Origin of the sequence: Piscinibacter defluvii, assembly GCF_004011805.1 — a bacterium.
Classification (GTDB): domain Bacteria; phylum Pseudomonadota; class Gammaproteobacteria; order Burkholderiales; family Burkholderiaceae_C; genus Piscinibacter; species Piscinibacter defluvii.
The window spans coordinates 81,871-98,810 of record NZ_RCHJ01000014.1; the positions used below are offsets into that span (position 1 = coordinate 81,871).

Below are 16,940 nucleotides of genomic sequence, written 5' to 3' on the forward strand. Positions count from 1 at the left end.
GTCAGTGCCCCGTCGTGAGCACGCCCGAGGCCGCCAGCAGCAGCACCGCGACCTCGGCCAGGCACAGCGCGGCGTACAGACGCTCGCCGCGCCGCAGGTACAGCGGCAGCAGCGACAGCAGCGCCAGCAGCGAGGCACCCGTCAGCACAGCGATGCCGATCAGGTTGGCGATGTCGCCGCGGTGCGCATGCGCCACCCAGCCCCAGCCCGAGGGCAGGCCGGTGGCCACGAGGAACTGCGAGACCGGCAGGTTCCACACCTCGGGCAGGCGCGAGTGCGGTACGTGCGGCTCGGTCAGGCCCAGGCCGTAGGCGAGGAAGATCAGCACCAGCGCGGCCAGGCCGAATCGTGTGCCCGCCTCCAGCCAGCGTGCGTAGCGCAGCTGCTCCGGCGGCTGCACGATGCTGCGCGGATCGACCTTCAGCGCGCCGGGCTCGACCGGCTTCACGGCCACACCCCCGTGCCCTTGAGCAGCGCGCGCGCGCCGGCGAACAGCAGAACGCTGATCACCAGGCGACGGATCACGGCGCCGCGCAGCACGTCCAGCAGGCGCGCGCCGATGCGGGCGCCGAGCATCATGCCCACCACCGAGGGCACGGCGATCATCGGCAGCACCGCGCCCTTGTTGACGTACACCCAGGCCGCCGACGAATCGACCAGCGACAGCACCAGCCCGGAGGTGCCGGCGGAAACCTTCAGCGGCGCGCCCATCAGCAGGTTCAGCGCCGGCACGTTGGCCCAGCCCGCGCCGATGCCGAACATGCCGGCCAGCACGCCGATGCCGAGGAACAGCACCAGCCCCGGCAGCGTGCGGTGCACCTGCCAGTCGACCCGGTTGCGCGTCGCGCCGTCGACGAACACGCCGTGCAGCGCGAGCGCGGCCGACAGCCGATCCGGCGCCGGCACGACCGGGAACTCGGCCCGGCGCGACACGGCCATCAGCGCCACGATGCCCAGGACGATCAGGCCGAGCGTGGTCTGCACCACCGCCACCGGCAGCGCCAGCCCGAGCAGCGCACCGCCGATCGAGCTGGCCGAGGCCAGCAGCGCCAACGGCAGGGCCAGGCGCAGGCTGGCGAGCCCGCCGCGCAGCAGCACCGGCGCGGCCGCCAGCGCGCTGGCCAGCGCCACCAGCAGCCCGGCGCCGCGCACGAAGTCGAGGTGGAAGGGGAAGAAGCCGCCGACGATGGGCACGAACAGCGTGCCGCCGCCGATGCCCGCCGGCACCGCGACGATGCCCATCACGAAGCAGGCCAGGAACAGCGCCAGCGGCCAGCCCCACCAGGGCATGCCGGCGCCGAGCGCGCCGGTCGCGGCATGGGCCGGCGCGGCGGCCAGGGCCAGCAGCAGCGCGGCAGGCAGGGCGCAGCGCATGCGTGTCACGACACCGCCTGGTAGTAGAGGTTCTGCGGGTGGTTGGCCTGCGCGAAGAAGAACCAGCGCTCGGCCAGCAGCCCGGTCGACTGCAGCACCGCCGCCAGCAGCAGCACGCCCGGCGAGGCCGGCGCCAGCGCCAGGAGCAGCGCCGGCGCGGCGAAGCCCGCCGCCAGGAAGAACCACTTCACGTTGCGCAGCGCACCGGCGCTGCGGCCATGGAAGAACTCGCGCGTGTTGAACGAGCCGCCCATGAAGCCCTGCGCGCGCTGGCGGATGGCCGGGTGCTTGATGCCGATGGCGCTCTGCAGCGTCGAGCGCGGCTTGAGCCGGGCGTTGCGCCGCAGCGCCGCGGCGCGCCCGACCAGCGCCGCCAGCGTCAGCACCAGCGCGGCGAGCGCCAGCGCCGGCGCGATCGCCGGGGCGCGCAGGCTGGCCAGCAGCGCGGCCAGCAAGCTGCCCGAGGCGCAGCCGATCAGCGTGTAGTTCAGCAAGGTCAGCGGGCTGGCCCATTCCTGCAGGAAACGGATCGACGCGTAGACCATACCGGTGCAGATGAACAGCGCCAGGCACAGCAGCGCGGCCAGCGCGCCCAGCAGCCGCGTGCCCGGCATTGCCAGCGCCTGGGCGCCGCCCCAGGCGGCGCAGGCCGCCATGAAGGCGGGCAGGGCGATCACCTCGCGCGACAGCCAGGAGGTGCGCCACATCGCCGCCGCGCGCCAGGCGCGCTCCGGGTGGCCGAGGTGGAAGAACGAGGCCACCAGGCCCAGCCCGGTGAGCACGAGTGCCACGAGCGCGCCGAGCGCGAGGGTGAGCCGCTCGTCCGGCGCCGCGCCAAAGCCCGCCAGCTCGCCGGCGTAGAGGGCCAGGAACAGCCCCTGGCCGGCGCCGATCAGCACGGTGAGGAAGATCACCGAGAAGGCCGGATTCATGTCGCGTAGTCCTCGCGCCCGGGTTCGAGGTGTGCCGGCTCGGGGTGCTTGCCGTCGAGCTTGAGCGGGTTGTCCTGGCGCTGCAGGTCCTCGGCATGCAGCGTGATCTGCGTGCGTCGGCGTGGCAGGTAGTGGTTGGCCGGGCGCGTGCCCCATTCGGGCATCAGCGGGTAGCCGGCGCGTTCGTTGATGGCCACCGACACCGTCGAGCAGGGGTCGTGGATGTCGCCGAACAGGCGCGCGCCGGCCGGGCAGGCCAGCACGCAGGCCGGCTTGCGCTGCGCCTCGGGCAGGGTCTTGTCGGTGACGCGGTCCACGCACAGCGTGCACTTGGTCATCACCTGGCGCTCCTCGTCGAGCTCGCGTGCGCCGTAGGGGCAGGCCCAGCTGCAGTACTTGCAGCCGATGCACTTGTCGTAGTCGACCAGCACGATGCCGTCCTCGGCGCGCTTGTAGCTCGCGCCGGTCGGGCACACCGGCACGCAGGGCGGGTCCTCGCAGTGCAGGCAGCTCTTCGGGAAGTGCACCGTCTGCGTGTTCGGGAACTGGCCGACCTCGAAGGTCTGCACGCGGTTGAAGAAGCTGCCGGTCGGGTCTTCGCCGTAGGGGTTGTCGTCGGTCAGCGGGCCCGCGGAGCCGGAGGTGTTCCACTGCTTGCAGCTCGTCACGCAGGCATGGCAGCCGACGCAGACGTTCAGGTCGATGACCAGGGCCAACTGGGTCATGACGAGACCTTCCTGCGTCCGGCCATCCAGCCGCGCCGCTTCGGTGGCTCCGGCATGCCCGGCACCGGCTGCATCGCCTCGAACTGCGGCCAGCTCTCGGCCGGCTCCTCGGGCGACGCCGGACAGATGCGCACACGCACGTCGTACCAGGCGGCCTGGCCGGTGACCGGGTCGGAGTTGGACAGCGTGGTGCCGTCGCTGCCTCCCGGCAGCTCCTCGCGGATCAGGTGGTTGAGCAGGAAACCGCGACGCGACTCGTTGGCGCCGGCGTCGAGGTGCCAGGCGCCGCGCTGCTTGCCGATCGCGTTCCAGGTCCACACCGTGCCCGGCTCGACGGCCTCGCTGTGGCGCGCGAGGCAGCGCACCTTGCCCCAGGGCGACTCGACCCACATCCACGCGCCGTCGGCGATGCCCGCGGCCAGCGCGGTGCGCGTGTTGACGAACAGGAAGTTGTGGGTGTGGATCTGGCGCAGCCAGGCGTTCTGCGAATCCCACGAGTGGTACATCGCCATCGGCCGCTGGGTCACCGCGTTGAGCGGGTAGGTCTGCGTGTCGGTGGCCTGCTGCTCGAGCGGCGCGTAGAAGAAAGGCAACGGGTCGAAGTAGGTCGCCACGCGCTGCTTCAAGCGCTGCGGCGGCTGCTTGCCCGGATGCTTGCCCTGCGCCGCGAGGCGGAAGCGCTGCAGGAACTCCGAGTACAGGTGGATGACGATCGGATCGCGGTCGCGCCGCAGGCCGCAGCGCTGTGCCCAGTCCATGTAGCCCTGGTTCCAGTTGCGCATGTACTGCAGCGACGGCGGCAGGTGGTGCTGGAAGACGCAGTTGTTCCTGGCGTACATCTCCCACTGGCGCGGATTGGGCTCGCCGCGCATGGCCTTCTCGCCGCCCTTGCCGCGCCAGCCGGCGAGGAAGCCGATGCCCGAGCCGGGCGCCGTCTCGTAGTTGACGATGAAGTCGGGGTAGTCGCGGTACTTGCGCGAACCGTCGGCGTTGACGAAGGCCGGGAACTTCAGCCGCGAGGCCAGCTCGACCAGCACCTCCTGGAAGGGCTTGCACTGCCCGGTGGGCGGCAGCACCGGGATGCGCACCGAGTCGACCGGGCCGTCGAACTCGCTGATCGGCCGGTCCAGCATCGACATGCAGTCGTGCCGCTCGAGGTAGGTGGTGTCGGGCAGCAGCAGGTCGGCAAACGCCGTCATCTCCGAGTGGAAGGCGTCGCAGACGACGAGGAACGGGATCCGGTACTCGCCGCTCTCGTCCTTGTCGTTCAGCATCCTGCGGACCTCGGACGTGTTCATCGTCGAGTTCCAGGCCATGTTGGCCATGAAGATCAGCAGGGTGTCGATGCGGTAGGGGTCGCCGCGCCAGGCGTTGGTGATGACGTTGTGCATCAGCCCGTGCGCCGACAGCGGGTGCTCCCAGCTGAAGCCCTTGTCGATGCGCACCGGCTCGCCGGCCGCGTCGACGAACAGGTCGTCCGGGCTCTCGGGCCAGCCCAGCGGCGCGCCGTTCAGCGGCGTGTCGGGCCTGACGGCCTCGGGCCCCTTCGGCGGCCGCGCGTTGGGCGGCACCGCGCGCGGGTAGGGCGCCTTGTGGCGAAAGCCGCCGGGCCGGTCGATGGTGCCCAGCAGGCTCATCAGGATGGCCAGCGCGCGGATGGTCTGGAAGCCGTTGCTGTGCGCGGCCAGGCCGCGCATCGCGTGGAAGGCGACCGGGTTGCCGGTGACCGTGTCGTGCGCCTGGCCCCAGCAGTCGGTCCAGGCGATCGGCAGCTCGATCTTCTGGTCGCGCGCGGTGATGCCCATCTCGTGCGCCAGGCGGCGGATGGTCGCCGCCGGGATGCCGGTGATGCCCGCGGCCCACTCCGGCGTGTACTCGCGCACGCGCTCCTCGAGCAGCTGGAAGGCGGGCACGGCCGGCGTGCCGTCGGGCATCGCGTAGCGGCCGAGCAGCGCCGGGTCGGTGCCTTCGGTGTGGTCGCCCACCGGCCGGTGGGTGAGCCGGTCCCACCAGAAGAAGTTGTGCGGCCGCAGCGGGTTGACGACGTCGCCCTCGGCGTTGCGCAGCATCAGGCCGAACTCGTCGCTGGCCTCGTCCTGGTTCACCAGCTGGCCGGCGTTGGTGTAGCGCGCCAGGAACTCGCGGTCGTACAGGCCGAGCGCGATGATCTCGTGGATCAGCGCCAGCAGCAGCGCCCCGTCGGTGCCCGGCTTGATCGGCACCCACTCGTCGGCGATCGCCGCGTAGCCGGTGCGGATCGGGTTGATCGCGATGAACTTGCCGCCCTGGCGCTTGAACTTCGCCAGCGCCATCTTCATCGGGTTGCTGTGATGGTCCTCGGCGGTGCCGATCATCACGAACAGCTTCGCGCGCTCGAGGTCGGGCCCGCCGAACTCCCAGAACGAGCCGCCGATCGTGTAGATCATGCCCGCGGCCATGTTGACCGAGCAGAAGCCGCCGTGCGCCGCGTAGTTGGGCGTGCCGAACTGGCGCGCGAACAGCCCGGTCAGTGCCTGCATCTGGTCGCGCCCGGTGAACAGGGCGAACTTCTTCGGGTCGGTGGCGCGCAGGTGGCGCAGGCGCTCCTCGAGCATCGAGAACGCCTCGTCCCAGGAGATCTCCTCGAACTCGCCCGCGCCGCGCTCGCTGCCGGGCTTGCGCCGCAGCGGCAGGGTCAGCCGCGCCGGCGAGTACTGCTTCATGATCCCCGACGAGCCCTTGGCGCAGATCACGCCCCTGTTCAACGGGTGATCGGGGTTGCCTTCGATGTAGCGCACCTCGCCGTTGCGCAGGTGCACGCGGATGCCGCAGCGGCACGCACACATGTAGCAGGTGGTGGTGCGCACCTCGGTGCGCGCGTCGGGCACCGGCGCGGCCGTCGGGTCGTGGAGAGGGGTGGGCGGCATCGTGGAGCGTGGTGCGGCCCACCGGATACATCCGGTCCGGACAGCGACTTCATTAGGCGCAGGCGGCCCCCGCAGCGTCTATTACCGGGACGGGTAATGACCACCTACCCATCTGGGTAATGCGCTTCCACGGGCCCTGCGGCGATGCTTTCGGTTGAGATTCCTCAACCCGCGGCGTGATACGGTGGTGGGTATGGGGTTGTTGCCGATGACAGCCGGCGCTTGACGCGCTTCAATGCCGGCTGGATGAATGCGCGCGTCATGGTCACGCCTCGGCCCGACACGGGAGCCGCGCCGCCGGTCGGCGGCGGCGCGGATCTGTTCGTGCAGCTCGCCGCCGGCCTGGCCGAGGGACGCGACCTGCGCGGCCTGCTCGACCGCCTGCTCGAGCCGATGGTCGCCCTGGCCGGCGCGCAGGCGGGCGCGGTGCGCCTGCTGAGCGACAGCGGCGAGCGGCTGCAGCTGGTCAGCGAGGTCGGCCTGCCCGGCACGGTGCACCGCTGCGAGGCGACGGTCGACCGCCATTGCGGCAGCTGCGGCGACGCCACCGACACGCAGCGCATCGTCTGGTCGTCCGACCTGCGCGCCTGCGCCGCGCGCGGCGGCGAGGCCTTCTTCGGCGGCGCCTGCCTGCGCCTGCTGGCCGTGCCGCTGCAGCGCCGCGGCCGCGTGCTGGGCGTCTACAACCTGTTCTTCGCCGACGACGTGGAGCCGCCGGCGCCGGTGATGGCCATGCTGCGCTCGGTCGGCGAACTGCTCGGGCTCGCGCTCGACAACGCACGCCTGGAGGCGGAGAGCCTGCGTGCCACCGTGATGCACGAGCGCCAGATGATGGCCGCCGAGATCCACGACTCGATCGCGCAGACGCTGACCTTCGTGAAGATGCGCCTGCCGCTGCTGCAGGACGCGGTGGCCGAGTGCGACGAGGCGCACGCGCTGAAGTACCTGGCCGACGTGCGCCAGGCCGTCGGCGAGGCGCACGGCAGCCTGCGCGAGATCGTCACCCACTTCCGCAAGCGCATCGATCCGCGCGGCCTGGCCCACGCACTGCAGGCATTGGTGGCGCGCTTTCGCGAGCGCAGCACGATCGAGCTGCATTACGCCAACGCGGGCCTGCCGCTGAGCCTGTCGGAGGAGGCGCAGACCGAGGTGTTCCACATCGTGCAGGAGGCACTGGCCAACATCGAGCGCCATTCGCAGGCCCGCCACGCCTGGCTGAGCATCGCCGGCGGACCGGTCGGCTTCGAGCTGCGGGTCGAGGACGACGGCGTCGGCCCGCGCCCGGCCGACGAGCAGTGCGACGAGGGCTCGCATTTCGGCATCGGCATCATGGGCGAGCGCGCCCAGCGCGTGGGCGGGGAGTTCACGATCGGGCCGCGTCCCGGCGGTGGCACCCGGGTGCGGCTGGCCTGGAACGCGGGCGCGGGGGCGGCGTCGTGAACGAGGAGCGGCCGCTGAAGGTCATCCTGGTCGACGACCACTCGCTGTGCCGCAACGGGCTGACCGACCTGCTGCAGCACCGTGGCGGCATGCAGGTGGCTGCGGCCACCGGCGACCCGACCCGCGTGGTGCCGCTGCTGCGCGAGCACCAGCCCGACCTGGTGGTGCTCGACCTGCGCATGCCCACCACCGACGGGCTGAGCCTGCTGCGCCACATCCGCGCCGAGGGTGTGCAGACGCCGGCGGTGATCCTGACCATGAGCGACTCGCAGGACGACCTGGCCGCCGCGCTGCGGGCCGGCGTGAAGGGCTACCTGCTCAAGGACATGGAGCCCGAGGAGGTGATCGCCTCGATCGGACGCGCCGCGCGCGGCGAGCTGGCGGTGGCGCCGGCGCTCACGCTCAAGCTGGCGCACATGCTGCAGGCCGGCGCCGGCGAGGGCGAGCGGCGCGACCTGCTGTCCACACTGACCGAGCGCGAGCGGCAGATCCTCGAGCACCTGGCGCGCGGCGAGAGCAACAAGACCATCGCACGCGCGCTCGACATCAGCCACGACACGGTGAAGCTGCACGTGCGGCACATCCTGACCAAGCTGAACCTGAACTCGCGCGTCGAGGCGGCGGTGTTCGCCGTCGAGCAGCGCGTGGCGCCGCCCGGCAGCGCCAGCCTGGTCGAAGGCGCTAGGCGAACGCCGCGCTGAGGTCGGAGGCGGCGGCCGCCGCCGGCAGCGCGGCCGGCTGCACGCCGTACCAGTCGAGCTTCGCGCGCAGCGTGACCACCTCGCCGACGATGGTCAGGCAGGGCGATTCCAGCCCGGCTTCGGCCACGCGCTGCGGCAGGTCGGCCAGCGTGCCGGTGACGACGCGCTGCGCCGCCGTCGTGCCCTGCTGCACCACCGCGGCCGGGTGCGCCGGCGCAAGGCCGTGTTCGATCAGCCGGGTGCAGATCTGCGCCAGCGCGGTCAGCCCCATGTAGATCACCACGGTCTGGCGCGGGCGGGCCAGGCCGGCCCAGTCGAGTTCGGCGCTGCCGTCCTTCAGGTGGCCGGTGACGAGCGTGCAGCTCTGCGCATGGTCGCGGTGCGTCAGCGGGATGCCGGCATAGGCCGACACGCCGCAGGCGGCGGTGATGCCCGGCACCACCTCGAACTCGATGCCGGCGGCCACCAGCTCCTGCATCTCCTCGCCGCCGCGGCCGAACACGAAGGGGTCGCCGCCCTTCAGGCGCACCACCTGCCGGCCCTGGCGCGCCAGCGCCACCAGCAGCGCGTTGATCTCGTGCTGCTTGAGCGTGTGGTGGTTGCGCTGCTTGCCGGCGTGGATGCGCTCGGCCTGCGCGCCGATCAGCGCGAGCACCGGCGGCGCGACCAGGTGGTCGATCACCACCACGTCCGCGCTGGCCAGCAGGCGTGCTGCCTTCATGGTGAGCAGCTCCGGGTCGCCCGGGCCGGCGCCGACCAGGTAGACCTTGCCGGGGCGCGGCGCGCACGCGGTGTCGAACAGGGCGCGCGGGAAGTCGATGCGGGCGTTCATGGCAGTGCGTCCTTGAAGGGGCTCAGCAGGTACCGCAGCTGCCGCCGCCACAGCTGCCGCAGCCGCTGCGCCGGGGTGTCGCCTGGGGCACGAAGACGAATCCGAACTGGCCGGGCTCGAGCTCGACGAAATCGAGCTCGGTGTCCTGCAGCAGCGGCCGGGAGGCACTTGCGATCAGCACGGTCACGCCGTCGCTCAGCAGCGCGGGTTGTTCCCCGTCGCCGGGCTCGTCGAAGCCCATGCCGTAGGTGATCGAGCCGTCGGCCTCGCGGCGCGCGGCCACGCGCAGCGCGAGTTCCGCCATGCCGCCTTCGACGGCCGCCGCGCGGATGCGTGCCGCGGCTGGGGAGGTGAGCGTGAACATGGTGCCGGTCTCCTTCAGTGTTCGCCCTTGGTCCGCAGCAGGCCGGCCAGGCGGTTGCCCTGCTTCTGCGGCCCGCCGCGCGGGAACATCTCGTGCAGGTGGTGGTTGCTGCCGAGCTCGGCACCCCAGCGCTCGCTGAAGTGGCGGATCATCACGCGCACCTGCGGCTGCACGCCGTGCTCGGCCCAGTAGGCCCGTAGGAAGCGGATCAGCTCCCAGTGCGCCTCGGTCAGCGCAAGGCCCTCGCGCGCGGCGAGCGCACGGGCGAAGTCCTCCGACCAGTCGTCGAGGCGGCGCAGGTAACCTTCCGAATCGACCTCGATCAGCCGGTTGCCGACGCGCACGGTGTCGTTCAGGGTGTCGACCATGCCGCCCCTCCGACACGTTGGCGCGGCGCCTCGGCCGCCCGGGCCTCGGCGCGAAGTTGTCGCACGTGCCGCAGGTGGGCGACGAAGCGGCGCGGCCAGTCGGTGCCGCCGCTGTGGCGCAGGTGGGTGTAGCTGGCCAGCACGCGGTGCACCAGCACGCCGTCGTGCCAGCCGTCGATGCCGTGGCCGCGCTGCACGCGGTAGGCGAACTGCACCGACGGGTCCAGGTTGTCGAGCCGCGAGTGGTGGAACTCGTGGCCCTGGCGCAGCATCGGCTCGTCGTGCTCGCTCTGCCAGGGGAACTCGGCGGTCTCCTCCACCCGCACGTAACCGCGCCCCACGGGGCGCTTGCACATCACCACGTCGCCGGGGATCACGCCGACCATCTGCGCGCGGCGTCCGTTCCAGGCGATCGAGCGCGCCAGGTACATCAGGCCGCCGCATTCGGCATAGACCGGCAGGCCGTCGACGATGGCGCGCTGCAGCGCGCCGCGCAGCGCCGCGTTGGCCTCCAGTTCGTCCATGAACAGCTCGGGGAAGCCGCCGCCGATGAACAGGCCGTCGAGTGCCGGCGGCAGGTAGCGGTCGGCCAGGGTGTCGAAAGGCACCAGCTCGGCCCCTTCGGCCTCCAGGGCCGCCAGGTCGTCGGGGTAGTAGAAGCCGAAGGCCTTGTCGCGCGCGATGCCGATGCGCAGCGGCTCGCTGGCCGGGCGCAGCGTCGCGTCGGCGGCGGGGGCGGCCACGTCCTCGTGGCGGCGCGTCGCGGCCAGGTCGCGCACCCGGGCCAGATCGACGCAGCCGGCGATGCGCTCGCCCATCGCACGCACGCGCTGCGCGGCGTCGCCCAGTTCGCGCTCGGGCATCAGGCCGAGGTGGCGCTCGGGCAGCGCGAGCACCTCGTCCTGCGGCACCGCGCCGAGCACCGGCACGTCGGTGTAGTGCTCGATCACGGCGCGCAGCTTGGCCTCGTGGCGGCTGCCGCCGACCTGGTTCAGGATCACGCCGCCGATGCGGATGTCGCGGTCGAAGGCCTGGTAGCCGAGGATCAGCGGTGCGATGCCGCGCGTCATGCCGCGCGCGTCGAGCACCAGCAGCACCGGCAGGCCGAGCCGCGAGGCGAGGGCCGCGTTGCTGTTGCTGCCGTCCAGCGCCAGGCCGTCGTACAGGCCCTTGTTGCCCTCCACCAGGCCGAGCGTCGCGCCGCGCAGGTGCTGCGCGAACAGTTCGGCGATCTCGTCCCAGTCCATCAGCTGCGGGTCGAGGTTGACGCAGGCCCGGCCGGCGGCCCGCGTGAGCCACATCGGGTCGATGTAGTCCGGGCCCTTCTTGTACGGCTGCACCACCTCGCCGCGCGCGGCCAGCGCGGCGGCCAGGCCGAGCGTGAGCGTGGTCTTGCCCGAACTCTTGTGCGCGGCGGAAACCAGCAGCGCCGGGTTCATGACAGCGCCTCGTCGTGCGGCAGCACGTCCAGCGCGCGCACGCCGATCAGCGTCAGCACGAAGGCTGCGCCCAGGCCGCCGAAGCCGAGCAGCCACTCGGGTGCCCGCGGGGTGTAGAGCTCCACCTGGCCGTCGGCGAAGCTGCTCGTCACCTCGTGGCCGGGGAAGATCTCGAGCGGGAACGACTGGCCGCCGACGATGAACACGAACAGCAGCGCGAACGCGCCGGCCACCACCATCGCGCTGGCCAGCAGCATCGCGTTCGGGCCGACGCCGCGCGGGTGGAACAGCAGCGCCATCGGCAGCAGCGCGCCCATCAGCACGTAGCCGCCCCAGAACAGCGCCGGGTAGATGCCCAGCGCGTCGCCGCGGCCGAGCAGGATGAAGGCCTCGAACGCCCCCTGCCTGGCGAAGTACAGGTTGGTGCCGTGGTAGATGGCCACCAGGTACAGCGCCGCGGCGACGAACACGCCCAGCAGCCGCGCCATGCGGGCGCGCACCGCCTCGGGCAGCGCCTGGCCGTTCCAGGCGTACAGGGTCGACTGCACGATCAGGAACACCGCCAGCCCCCAGGCGAACGAGAGCACGATGAACAGCGGCGCCAGCACCGCCGACTGGTAGGCCTGGCGCGCCACCAGGAAGCCGAAGATCGAGCCGGTGCCGGTGGTCAGCGCGAAGCGCCACAGCAGCGCCGCGATGCCGGCGGCCTTCGAATAGCGGTTCATGCGCCGCTCGAACATCGTCCACAGGTAGATGCCGACGATGGCCGCCATGCCCGAATAGAGGAACACGTTCCAGGCGAACACCGAGCTGAAGTTGTAGTGCGTCGCCGCGACGATCACACGCTCGGGCCGGCCCAGGTCGAGCATCAGCACCATCAGGCCGCCGGCCAGCAGCGCGAGCGACAGCAGGCCCGACAGCGGCGCGCGCGGCTTGTAGGCGCTCTGGCCGAACACCGAGCCGATCGAGGCCACGTTCAGCACGCCCGACGCGGCGACGATCATGAAGATGGCGAACACATGCGGCAGGCCCCAGACGACCTGGTTCGTCATGCCGGTGATGGCGTGGCCGTGCAGTTCCATCGTGTGGGCGGCGTAGAGGCCGGCCGCGGTGACCGCGCCGCCGAGGGCCAGCAGGGCCCAGAAGGCACGCGGCTCGATGCGCTGGAAGTCCTGGCGGTCCATGGTCACAGCCCTTGGTAGCGCACGCCCGGATCGAGCTTCAGGTCGGCACGCAGCTGACGCGTCGCCACCTCGCGGATGCGCTTCGAGATCGCGCTGTCCGGGTCGTTCAGGTCGCCGAACAGCATCGCGTGGTGGCCGGCCTTCGCGCAGGCTTCGACGCAGGCGGGCTGCCCGCCGCGGTCGACGCGGTGCACGCACAAGGTGCAGCCCTCGACGCAGCCCTTGCCGCGCGGCACCTCGGGCTTCTGGTTCGTCACCGGCTCGTGCACGAAGCTGCGTGCCTTGTACGGGCAGGCCATCACGCAGTAGCGGCAGCCGATGCAGCTGTGGCGGTCGACCAGCACGATGCCGTCGGCGCGCTTGAACGAGGCACCGGTCGGGCAGACGTCCACGCAGGGCGGCTCGGCGCAGTGCTGGCACATCACCGGCAGCGAGGCGCTGCGGCCGGTGCGGATCTCCTTGATCTCGACCTTGCGGATCCATTGCGCCGAGGTCGGCGAGGGGCGCGGGTCGAGTCCGTTCTCGCTGTTGCAGGCGGTGATGCAGTCGGTGCAGCCGCTGCTGCACTTCGTGGTGTCGATCAGCAGGCCCCAACGCACCCGGGAGGTCACGGCCGGCGTCGCCGCCTGGGCGACTTCGATCAGGTGGATGCCCGGCGCGAGCAGCACGCCGCCCGCGCCGGCCGCGGCCAGACCGAGGAACTTGCGGCGCCCGGCGAGCGCTTCGGTCGAGCCCTTGGTCATGGCTTCACCGCCACGGCCTGCGCCGGCCGGCTGGCGTGGCACTCGAAGCAGTCGATCTGCACCGCCGCGTAGGCGTGGCAGCTGCTGCAGAAATCGGTCTTCGCCTGCGCGACGCTGCCGGTCGCGGCACTGGCGTGGCAACCCACGCAGCCCTGCAGGCTGTCGCGCGCCTGGCGCACGCCGCGGTGCACGGTGACGTCGCGCTGATGCTTGAGCAGGTTCGGGTGCTCGCGCCGCATCACTTCGGGCGGCGCGACGCACTGTGTGCCGGCTTTCGCCGGCTCGATGGCGGGTGTCGGCGTGCGGCCCTGTGGCTCGCGCGCCAGCACCGCGCTGGCGGCGATCAGCAGCACGAGGCCCAGCGACACCGCCAGGCGGTGGCGCATGAGCTGGCACATCACGCTGCAGTGCACGGTGCTATTCCCCGAGGCCCATCTGGATGTAGCCGGTCGGGCAGACGTCCTTGCAGATATGGCAGCCGACGCACTTGCTGTAGTCGGTGTCGACGTAGCGGCCGGTGGTGGACCTGGACTTCGGTACCTTGAACACCGCCGTCTGCGGGCAGTAGACGACGCAGTTGTCGCACTCGAAGCACAGGCCGCAACTCATGCAGCGCTTGGCCTCGGCCTGCGCCTCGGCCTCGGTGAGCGCCAGCACCCGCTCCTCGAAGTTGTTCAGCGCCTGCTCGGCGGTGAGCGTGACGATCTTGCGCTTGTGCCGGGCGGTGTAGGCGAAGTGGCCGAGGAACAGCTCCTCGTGCGGGATCACGTAGCGGTCCGAGCGGTTGTCGAAGTTGTGGATCGCGACGTTGGCACTGTCGGTGCCGCGGATCGGTTCGTGCACCTCGCTGACAGTGAGCCCCTTCTCGACCAGCTTGCGCTTGAGGTCCCAGGTGTGCACGTCGATCTTGGGCCGCTTGTCCAGCGGCTCGCCGGCGAGGAAACGATCGATCCCGTCGGCGGCGATGGCTCCGTGGCCGATCGCGGTGGTCAGCAGGTGCGGGCGCACCACGTCGCCGCCGACGAACATCCCGGCCTGGCCCTGCACCTGGTAGTTCTTGTCGGCGGCGATGCCGCCCTTGCCGTTGTTGAGCGACTCCAGCCCGGTGAAGTCCACCGCCTGGCCGATGGCCGAGACGATCAGGTCGGCCTCGAGGTCCTCCTCGGTGCCTTCGATGTTCCTGATCTCCAGCCTGCCGCCGGCGATCTTCGCCTCGCAGCGGATCACGCGCAGCGCGGTGGCGCGGCCGCTGGCGTCGCGGATCACCTTCACTGGTGCGTACCCGCCGCGGATCGCGATGCCCTCGGCCAGCGCATGCTCCACCTCGTGGCGGCTGGCCTGCATCTTGTCGACCGCGAAGATCGAGGTCAGCGTCACCTCGGCGCCCTGGCGCGCCGACACCGCGGCCACGTCGTGCGCCACCACGCCGGCGATGGCGTGCTCGGGGCGGTCGCTCTCGCGCAGCTGCTCGATGTGGCCGAGGCGCCGCGCGACGGTGGCGACGTCGATCGAGGTGTCGCCGCCGCCGACCACCACGACCCGCTTGCCGACATGGCGCATGCGGCCGTCGTTGAAGGCCTTCAGGAAGGCGGTGGCGGTGACGACGTTGGGCGCGTCCGAGCCCTCCACGGGCAGCGGCCGGCCGGCCTGGGCGCCGAGGCCGAGGAACACCGCGTCGAACTCGGCTCGGATCTGCTCCATCGTGACGTCGGTGCCGATGCGCGTGGCCATGCGCGCCGTGACGCCGAGGTCGAGGATGCGCTGGATCTCCGCGTCGAGCACCGGGCGGGGCGTGCGGAAGCCCGGGATGCCGTAGCGCATCATGCCGCCGAGCTCGGCGCGCTCGTCGAAGATCGTCACCGCGTGGCCCTTGCGCGCCAGCTGGTAGGCGGCCGAGAGCCCCGCCGGCCCGCCGCCGATCACCGCCACCGTCTTGCCGCTCAGCTTCGCGGGCTTCGGGAACTGCAGCTTGTTCGCGATGGCGTACTCGCCGAGGAAATGCTCGACCGAGTTGATGCCGACGAAGTCTTCCACCTCGTTGCGGTTGCAGCCCGATTCGCAGGGCGCCGGGCAGACGCGGCCCATCACCGAGGGCAGCGGGTTGGCCTCGGTCAGGCGGCGCCAGGCGTACTCCTGCCAGGCCATGCCCGCGGGCGGCTTCTCGATGCCGCGCACGATGTTGAGGTAGCCGCGGATGTCCTCGCCCGAGGGGCACGAGCCCTGGCAGGGCGGTGTGCTCTGGATGTAGGTCGGGCACTTGTGCGAGTGGTCGGCATCGAAGATCTCGTCCTGCCAGCGCTTCACCTTCGTGTCGCCGTCCTTGTAGCGGCGGAAGGTGAGCGGCTGGGCCTTCACCGTATCGGCAGGGGCGGACATGGGTGTCTCCTCGGAATGGGTCAGTGCGGCTCGCCGAGCCGGATGGCTTTGCTGACGAGCTGGTGCACGCCGCCGACCATGCTCATGTCGAAGCCGTAGTAGGGCAGCACCTTGCTGAACTGCGCCTTGCAAATGGCGCAGATGGTGGCCATGAAGTTCACGCCGTGGCGGTCGACCACCTGCTGCAGCGCCTCCATGCGCGGCAGCGCGCCCTTGACACGCAGCTCGATCAGGTCGTCGGTCAGCAGGCCGCCGCCACCGCCGCAGCAGAAGGTGCTCTCGTGGATGGTGTCCGGCGCCATGTCGTGGAACCGGTTGGCCACCGCCTTGATGATGTGGCGCGGAATGGCGAACTGCCCGCCCGGCGCATCGCCCATGCGCGAGGCACGCGCCACGTTGCACGAGTCGTGGAAGGTGACGATGCGGTCGTCGTTCTTCTCTTTGTCGAACTTCAGCGCACCGCGCTGGATCAGGTCCCAGGTCAGCTCGCAGATGTGCATCGGCTGCTTGTAGCGGCCGTCGAGCTGGCTCTGCAGCTGGATGGCAAACGGGTCCTTCCCGCCGGCGCCGATGCCCACCAGCGTGTTCCAGAAGCTGTAGGCCACGCGCCAGGCGTGGCCGCATTCGCCGACCACGATGCGCTTGACGCCGAGCTCGAGCGCGGCCTCGCGGATGCGCAGCGCGATCTTGCGCAGCTGCTCGTAGTTGCCGATGAACATGCCGAAGTTGCCGGCCTCGCTGGCCTTGCTCGACAGCGTCCAGCTGATGCCCGCGGCGTGGAACACCTTGCCGTAGCCGATCAGGCTCTCGACATGCGGCTCGGCGAAGAAGTCGGCGCTCGGCGTGACCAGCAGCACCTCGGCGCCCTGCACGTCCATCGGGTAGCGCACGTCGACGCCGGTGTCTTCCTTGACGTCCTCCTCGAGCCCGAGCAGCGTGTCCTCGAGCGCGGGGCCGGGCAGGCCGAGGTTGTTGCCGATGCGGTGGACCTTGCCGATGATCTCGTTGCTGTACTTCTGGCCCAGGCCCACCGAGTCCATGATCTCGCGCGCGGCCATGGTGATCTCGGCGGTGTCGATGCCGTAGGGGCAGAACACCGAGCAGCGCCGGCACTCCGAGCACTGGTGGTAGTAGGCGTACCACTGGTCGAGCACGTCCTTCGTCAGGTCCACCGCGCCGACCAGCTTCGGGAAGTGCCTGCCCGCGAAGGTGAAGTAGCGCCGGTAGACCGCGCGCATCAGGTCCTGGCGCGCCACCGGCATGTTCTTCGGGTCGCCGGTGCCGAGGAAGTAGTGGCACTTGTCCGAGCAGGCGCCGCAGTGCACGCAGGCGTCCATGTAGACCTGCAGGCTGCGGTACTTGCCCAGCAGCTCGCCCATCTTCGCGATGGCACGCTGCTCCCAGCCCTCGGCCAGCTCGCCCGGGAAGCCGATGTTGGTCTGGATGGCGGCGCTGGCGACGAAAGGCTTGCTGTGTCCCATCGCGCCCGCGGCCACCAGCGGGATCACCGGGTAGGGCTTGAGCTTCGGGGTCTCGAAGGCGGCAGTGGCCATCGG

Annotated in this window: 16 protein-coding genes; 2 read left to right on the plus strand and 14 right to left on the minus strand. The window is 71.2% G+C overall.

Annotated features, from left to right (window positions below; genetic code table 11):
• Nucleotide 1 precedes the first annotated feature (1 nt).
• Genes D9C15_RS21335 through D9C15_RS21355 form a run of 5 tightly spaced genes read right to left on the minus strand, consistent with a single transcriptional unit; the run spans nt 2 to nt 5,937 of the window.
• Nucleotides 2–448 carry a hypothetical protein gene (locus tag D9C15_RS21335; RefSeq protein WP_128000491.1) on the minus strand — a complete coding sequence of 149 codons (447 nt, stop codon included), beginning with the start codon at nt 446–448 and terminating at the stop codon, nt 2–4.
• Entirely contained in the window at nt 445–1,374 is a 930-nt protein-coding gene (locus D9C15_RS21340) for a sulfite exporter TauE/SafE family protein (protein ID WP_128000664.1), read from the minus strand. Before D9C15_RS21340 ends, D9C15_RS21335 begins: the two co-directional genes overlap by 4 nt.
• A 5-nt stretch (nt 1,375–1,379) precedes the next feature.
• Complete coding sequence (locus D9C15_RS21345; protein ID WP_128000492.1) at nt 1,380–2,306, minus strand: dimethyl sulfoxide reductase anchor subunit family protein; 927 nt, start codon at nt 2,304–2,306, stop codon at nt 1,380–1,382.
• On the minus strand, nt 2,303–3,031 hold the full coding sequence (locus tag D9C15_RS21350) for a 4Fe-4S dicluster domain-containing protein (protein WP_128000493.1): 729 nt from the start codon (nt 3,029–3,031) through the stop codon (nt 2,303–2,305). Before D9C15_RS21350 ends, D9C15_RS21345 begins: the two co-directional genes overlap by 4 nt.
• The gene (locus D9C15_RS21355) at nt 3,028–5,937 is read right to left on the minus strand and encodes a molybdopterin oxidoreductase family protein (protein WP_128000494.1); all 2,910 of its coding nucleotides are present in this window, start codon (nt 5,935–5,937) and stop codon (nt 3,028–3,030) included. Before D9C15_RS21355 ends, D9C15_RS21350 begins: the two co-directional genes overlap by 4 nt.
• A 261-nt stretch (nt 5,938–6,198) precedes the next feature.
• Here D9C15_RS21355 and D9C15_RS21360 point away from each other — a divergent pair, with 261 nt between their 5' ends.
• Entirely contained in the window at nt 6,199–7,377 is a 1,179-nt protein-coding gene (locus D9C15_RS21360) for a GAF domain-containing sensor histidine kinase (protein ID WP_205854868.1), read from the plus strand.
• Complete coding sequence (locus D9C15_RS21365) at nt 7,374–8,078, plus strand: response regulator (RefSeq protein WP_128000496.1); 705 nt, start codon at nt 7,374–7,376, stop codon at nt 8,076–8,078. Before D9C15_RS21360 ends, D9C15_RS21365 begins: the two co-directional genes overlap by 4 nt.
• Here the strand turns inward: D9C15_RS21365 and cobA are convergent.
• From cobA to dsrK, 9 genes are read right to left on the minus strand one after another with little or no spacing between them, the layout of a single operon-like run.
• Entirely contained in the window at nt 8,059–8,910 is an 852-nt protein-coding gene (gene cobA / locus D9C15_RS21370) for a uroporphyrinogen-III C-methyltransferase (protein WP_128000497.1), read from the minus strand. The two genes, D9C15_RS21365 and cobA, sit on opposite strands and share 20 nt — an antisense overlap.
• 22 nt (nt 8,911–8,932) lie before the next feature.
• Nucleotides 8,933–9,274, minus strand: coding sequence for a hypothetical protein (locus tag D9C15_RS21375; protein ID WP_128000498.1), 342 nt, complete (start codon nt 9,272–9,274; stop codon nt 8,933–8,935).
• A gap of 14 nt (nt 9,275–9,288) precedes the next feature.
• Nucleotides 9,289–9,642, minus strand: a complete 354-nt coding sequence (locus D9C15_RS21380) for a TusE/DsrC/DsvC family sulfur relay protein (RefSeq protein ID WP_128000499.1) — start codon at nt 9,640–9,642, stop codon at nt 9,289–9,291.
• Complete coding sequence (locus D9C15_RS21385; RefSeq protein ID WP_128000500.1) at nt 9,627–11,081, minus strand: cobyrinic acid a,c-diamide synthase CobB; 1,455 nt, start codon at nt 11,079–11,081, stop codon at nt 9,627–9,629. The genes D9C15_RS21380 and D9C15_RS21385 overlap by 16 nt, the downstream gene beginning before the upstream one ends.
• Nucleotides 11,078–12,265 (minus strand): NrfD/PsrC family molybdoenzyme membrane anchor subunit, encoded by a 1,188-nt coding sequence (gene nrfD / locus D9C15_RS21390; RefSeq protein ID WP_128000501.1) that lies wholly within the window; start codon nt 12,263–12,265, stop codon nt 11,078–11,080. Before nrfD ends, D9C15_RS21385 begins: the two co-directional genes overlap by 4 nt.
• Nucleotides 12,266–12,267: 2 nt before the next feature.
• Complete coding sequence (gene dsrO / locus D9C15_RS21395) at nt 12,268–13,008, minus strand: sulfate reduction electron transfer complex DsrMKJOP subunit DsrO (RefSeq protein ID WP_128000502.1); 741 nt, start codon at nt 13,006–13,008, stop codon at nt 12,268–12,270.
• Nucleotides 13,005–13,394, minus strand: coding sequence for an Hdr-like menaquinol oxidoreductase cytochrome c subunit (locus tag D9C15_RS21400; RefSeq protein ID WP_128000503.1), 390 nt, complete (start codon nt 13,392–13,394; stop codon nt 13,005–13,007). Before D9C15_RS21400 ends, dsrO begins: the two co-directional genes overlap by 4 nt.
• A 31-nt stretch (nt 13,395–13,425) precedes the next feature.
• A complete protein-coding gene (locus D9C15_RS21405) occupies nt 13,426–15,384 on the minus strand; it encodes an NAD(P)-binding protein (protein WP_128000504.1) in 1,959 nt (652 codons plus the stop codon).
• Nucleotides 15,385–15,404: 20 nt separating this feature from the next.
• The gene (dsrK, locus tag D9C15_RS21410) at nt 15,405–16,937 is read right to left on the minus strand and encodes a sulfate reduction electron transfer complex DsrMKJOP subunit DsrK (protein ID WP_128000505.1); all 1,533 of its coding nucleotides are present in this window, start codon (nt 16,935–16,937) and stop codon (nt 15,405–15,407) included.
• Nucleotides 16,938–16,940: the final 3 nt, after the last annotated feature.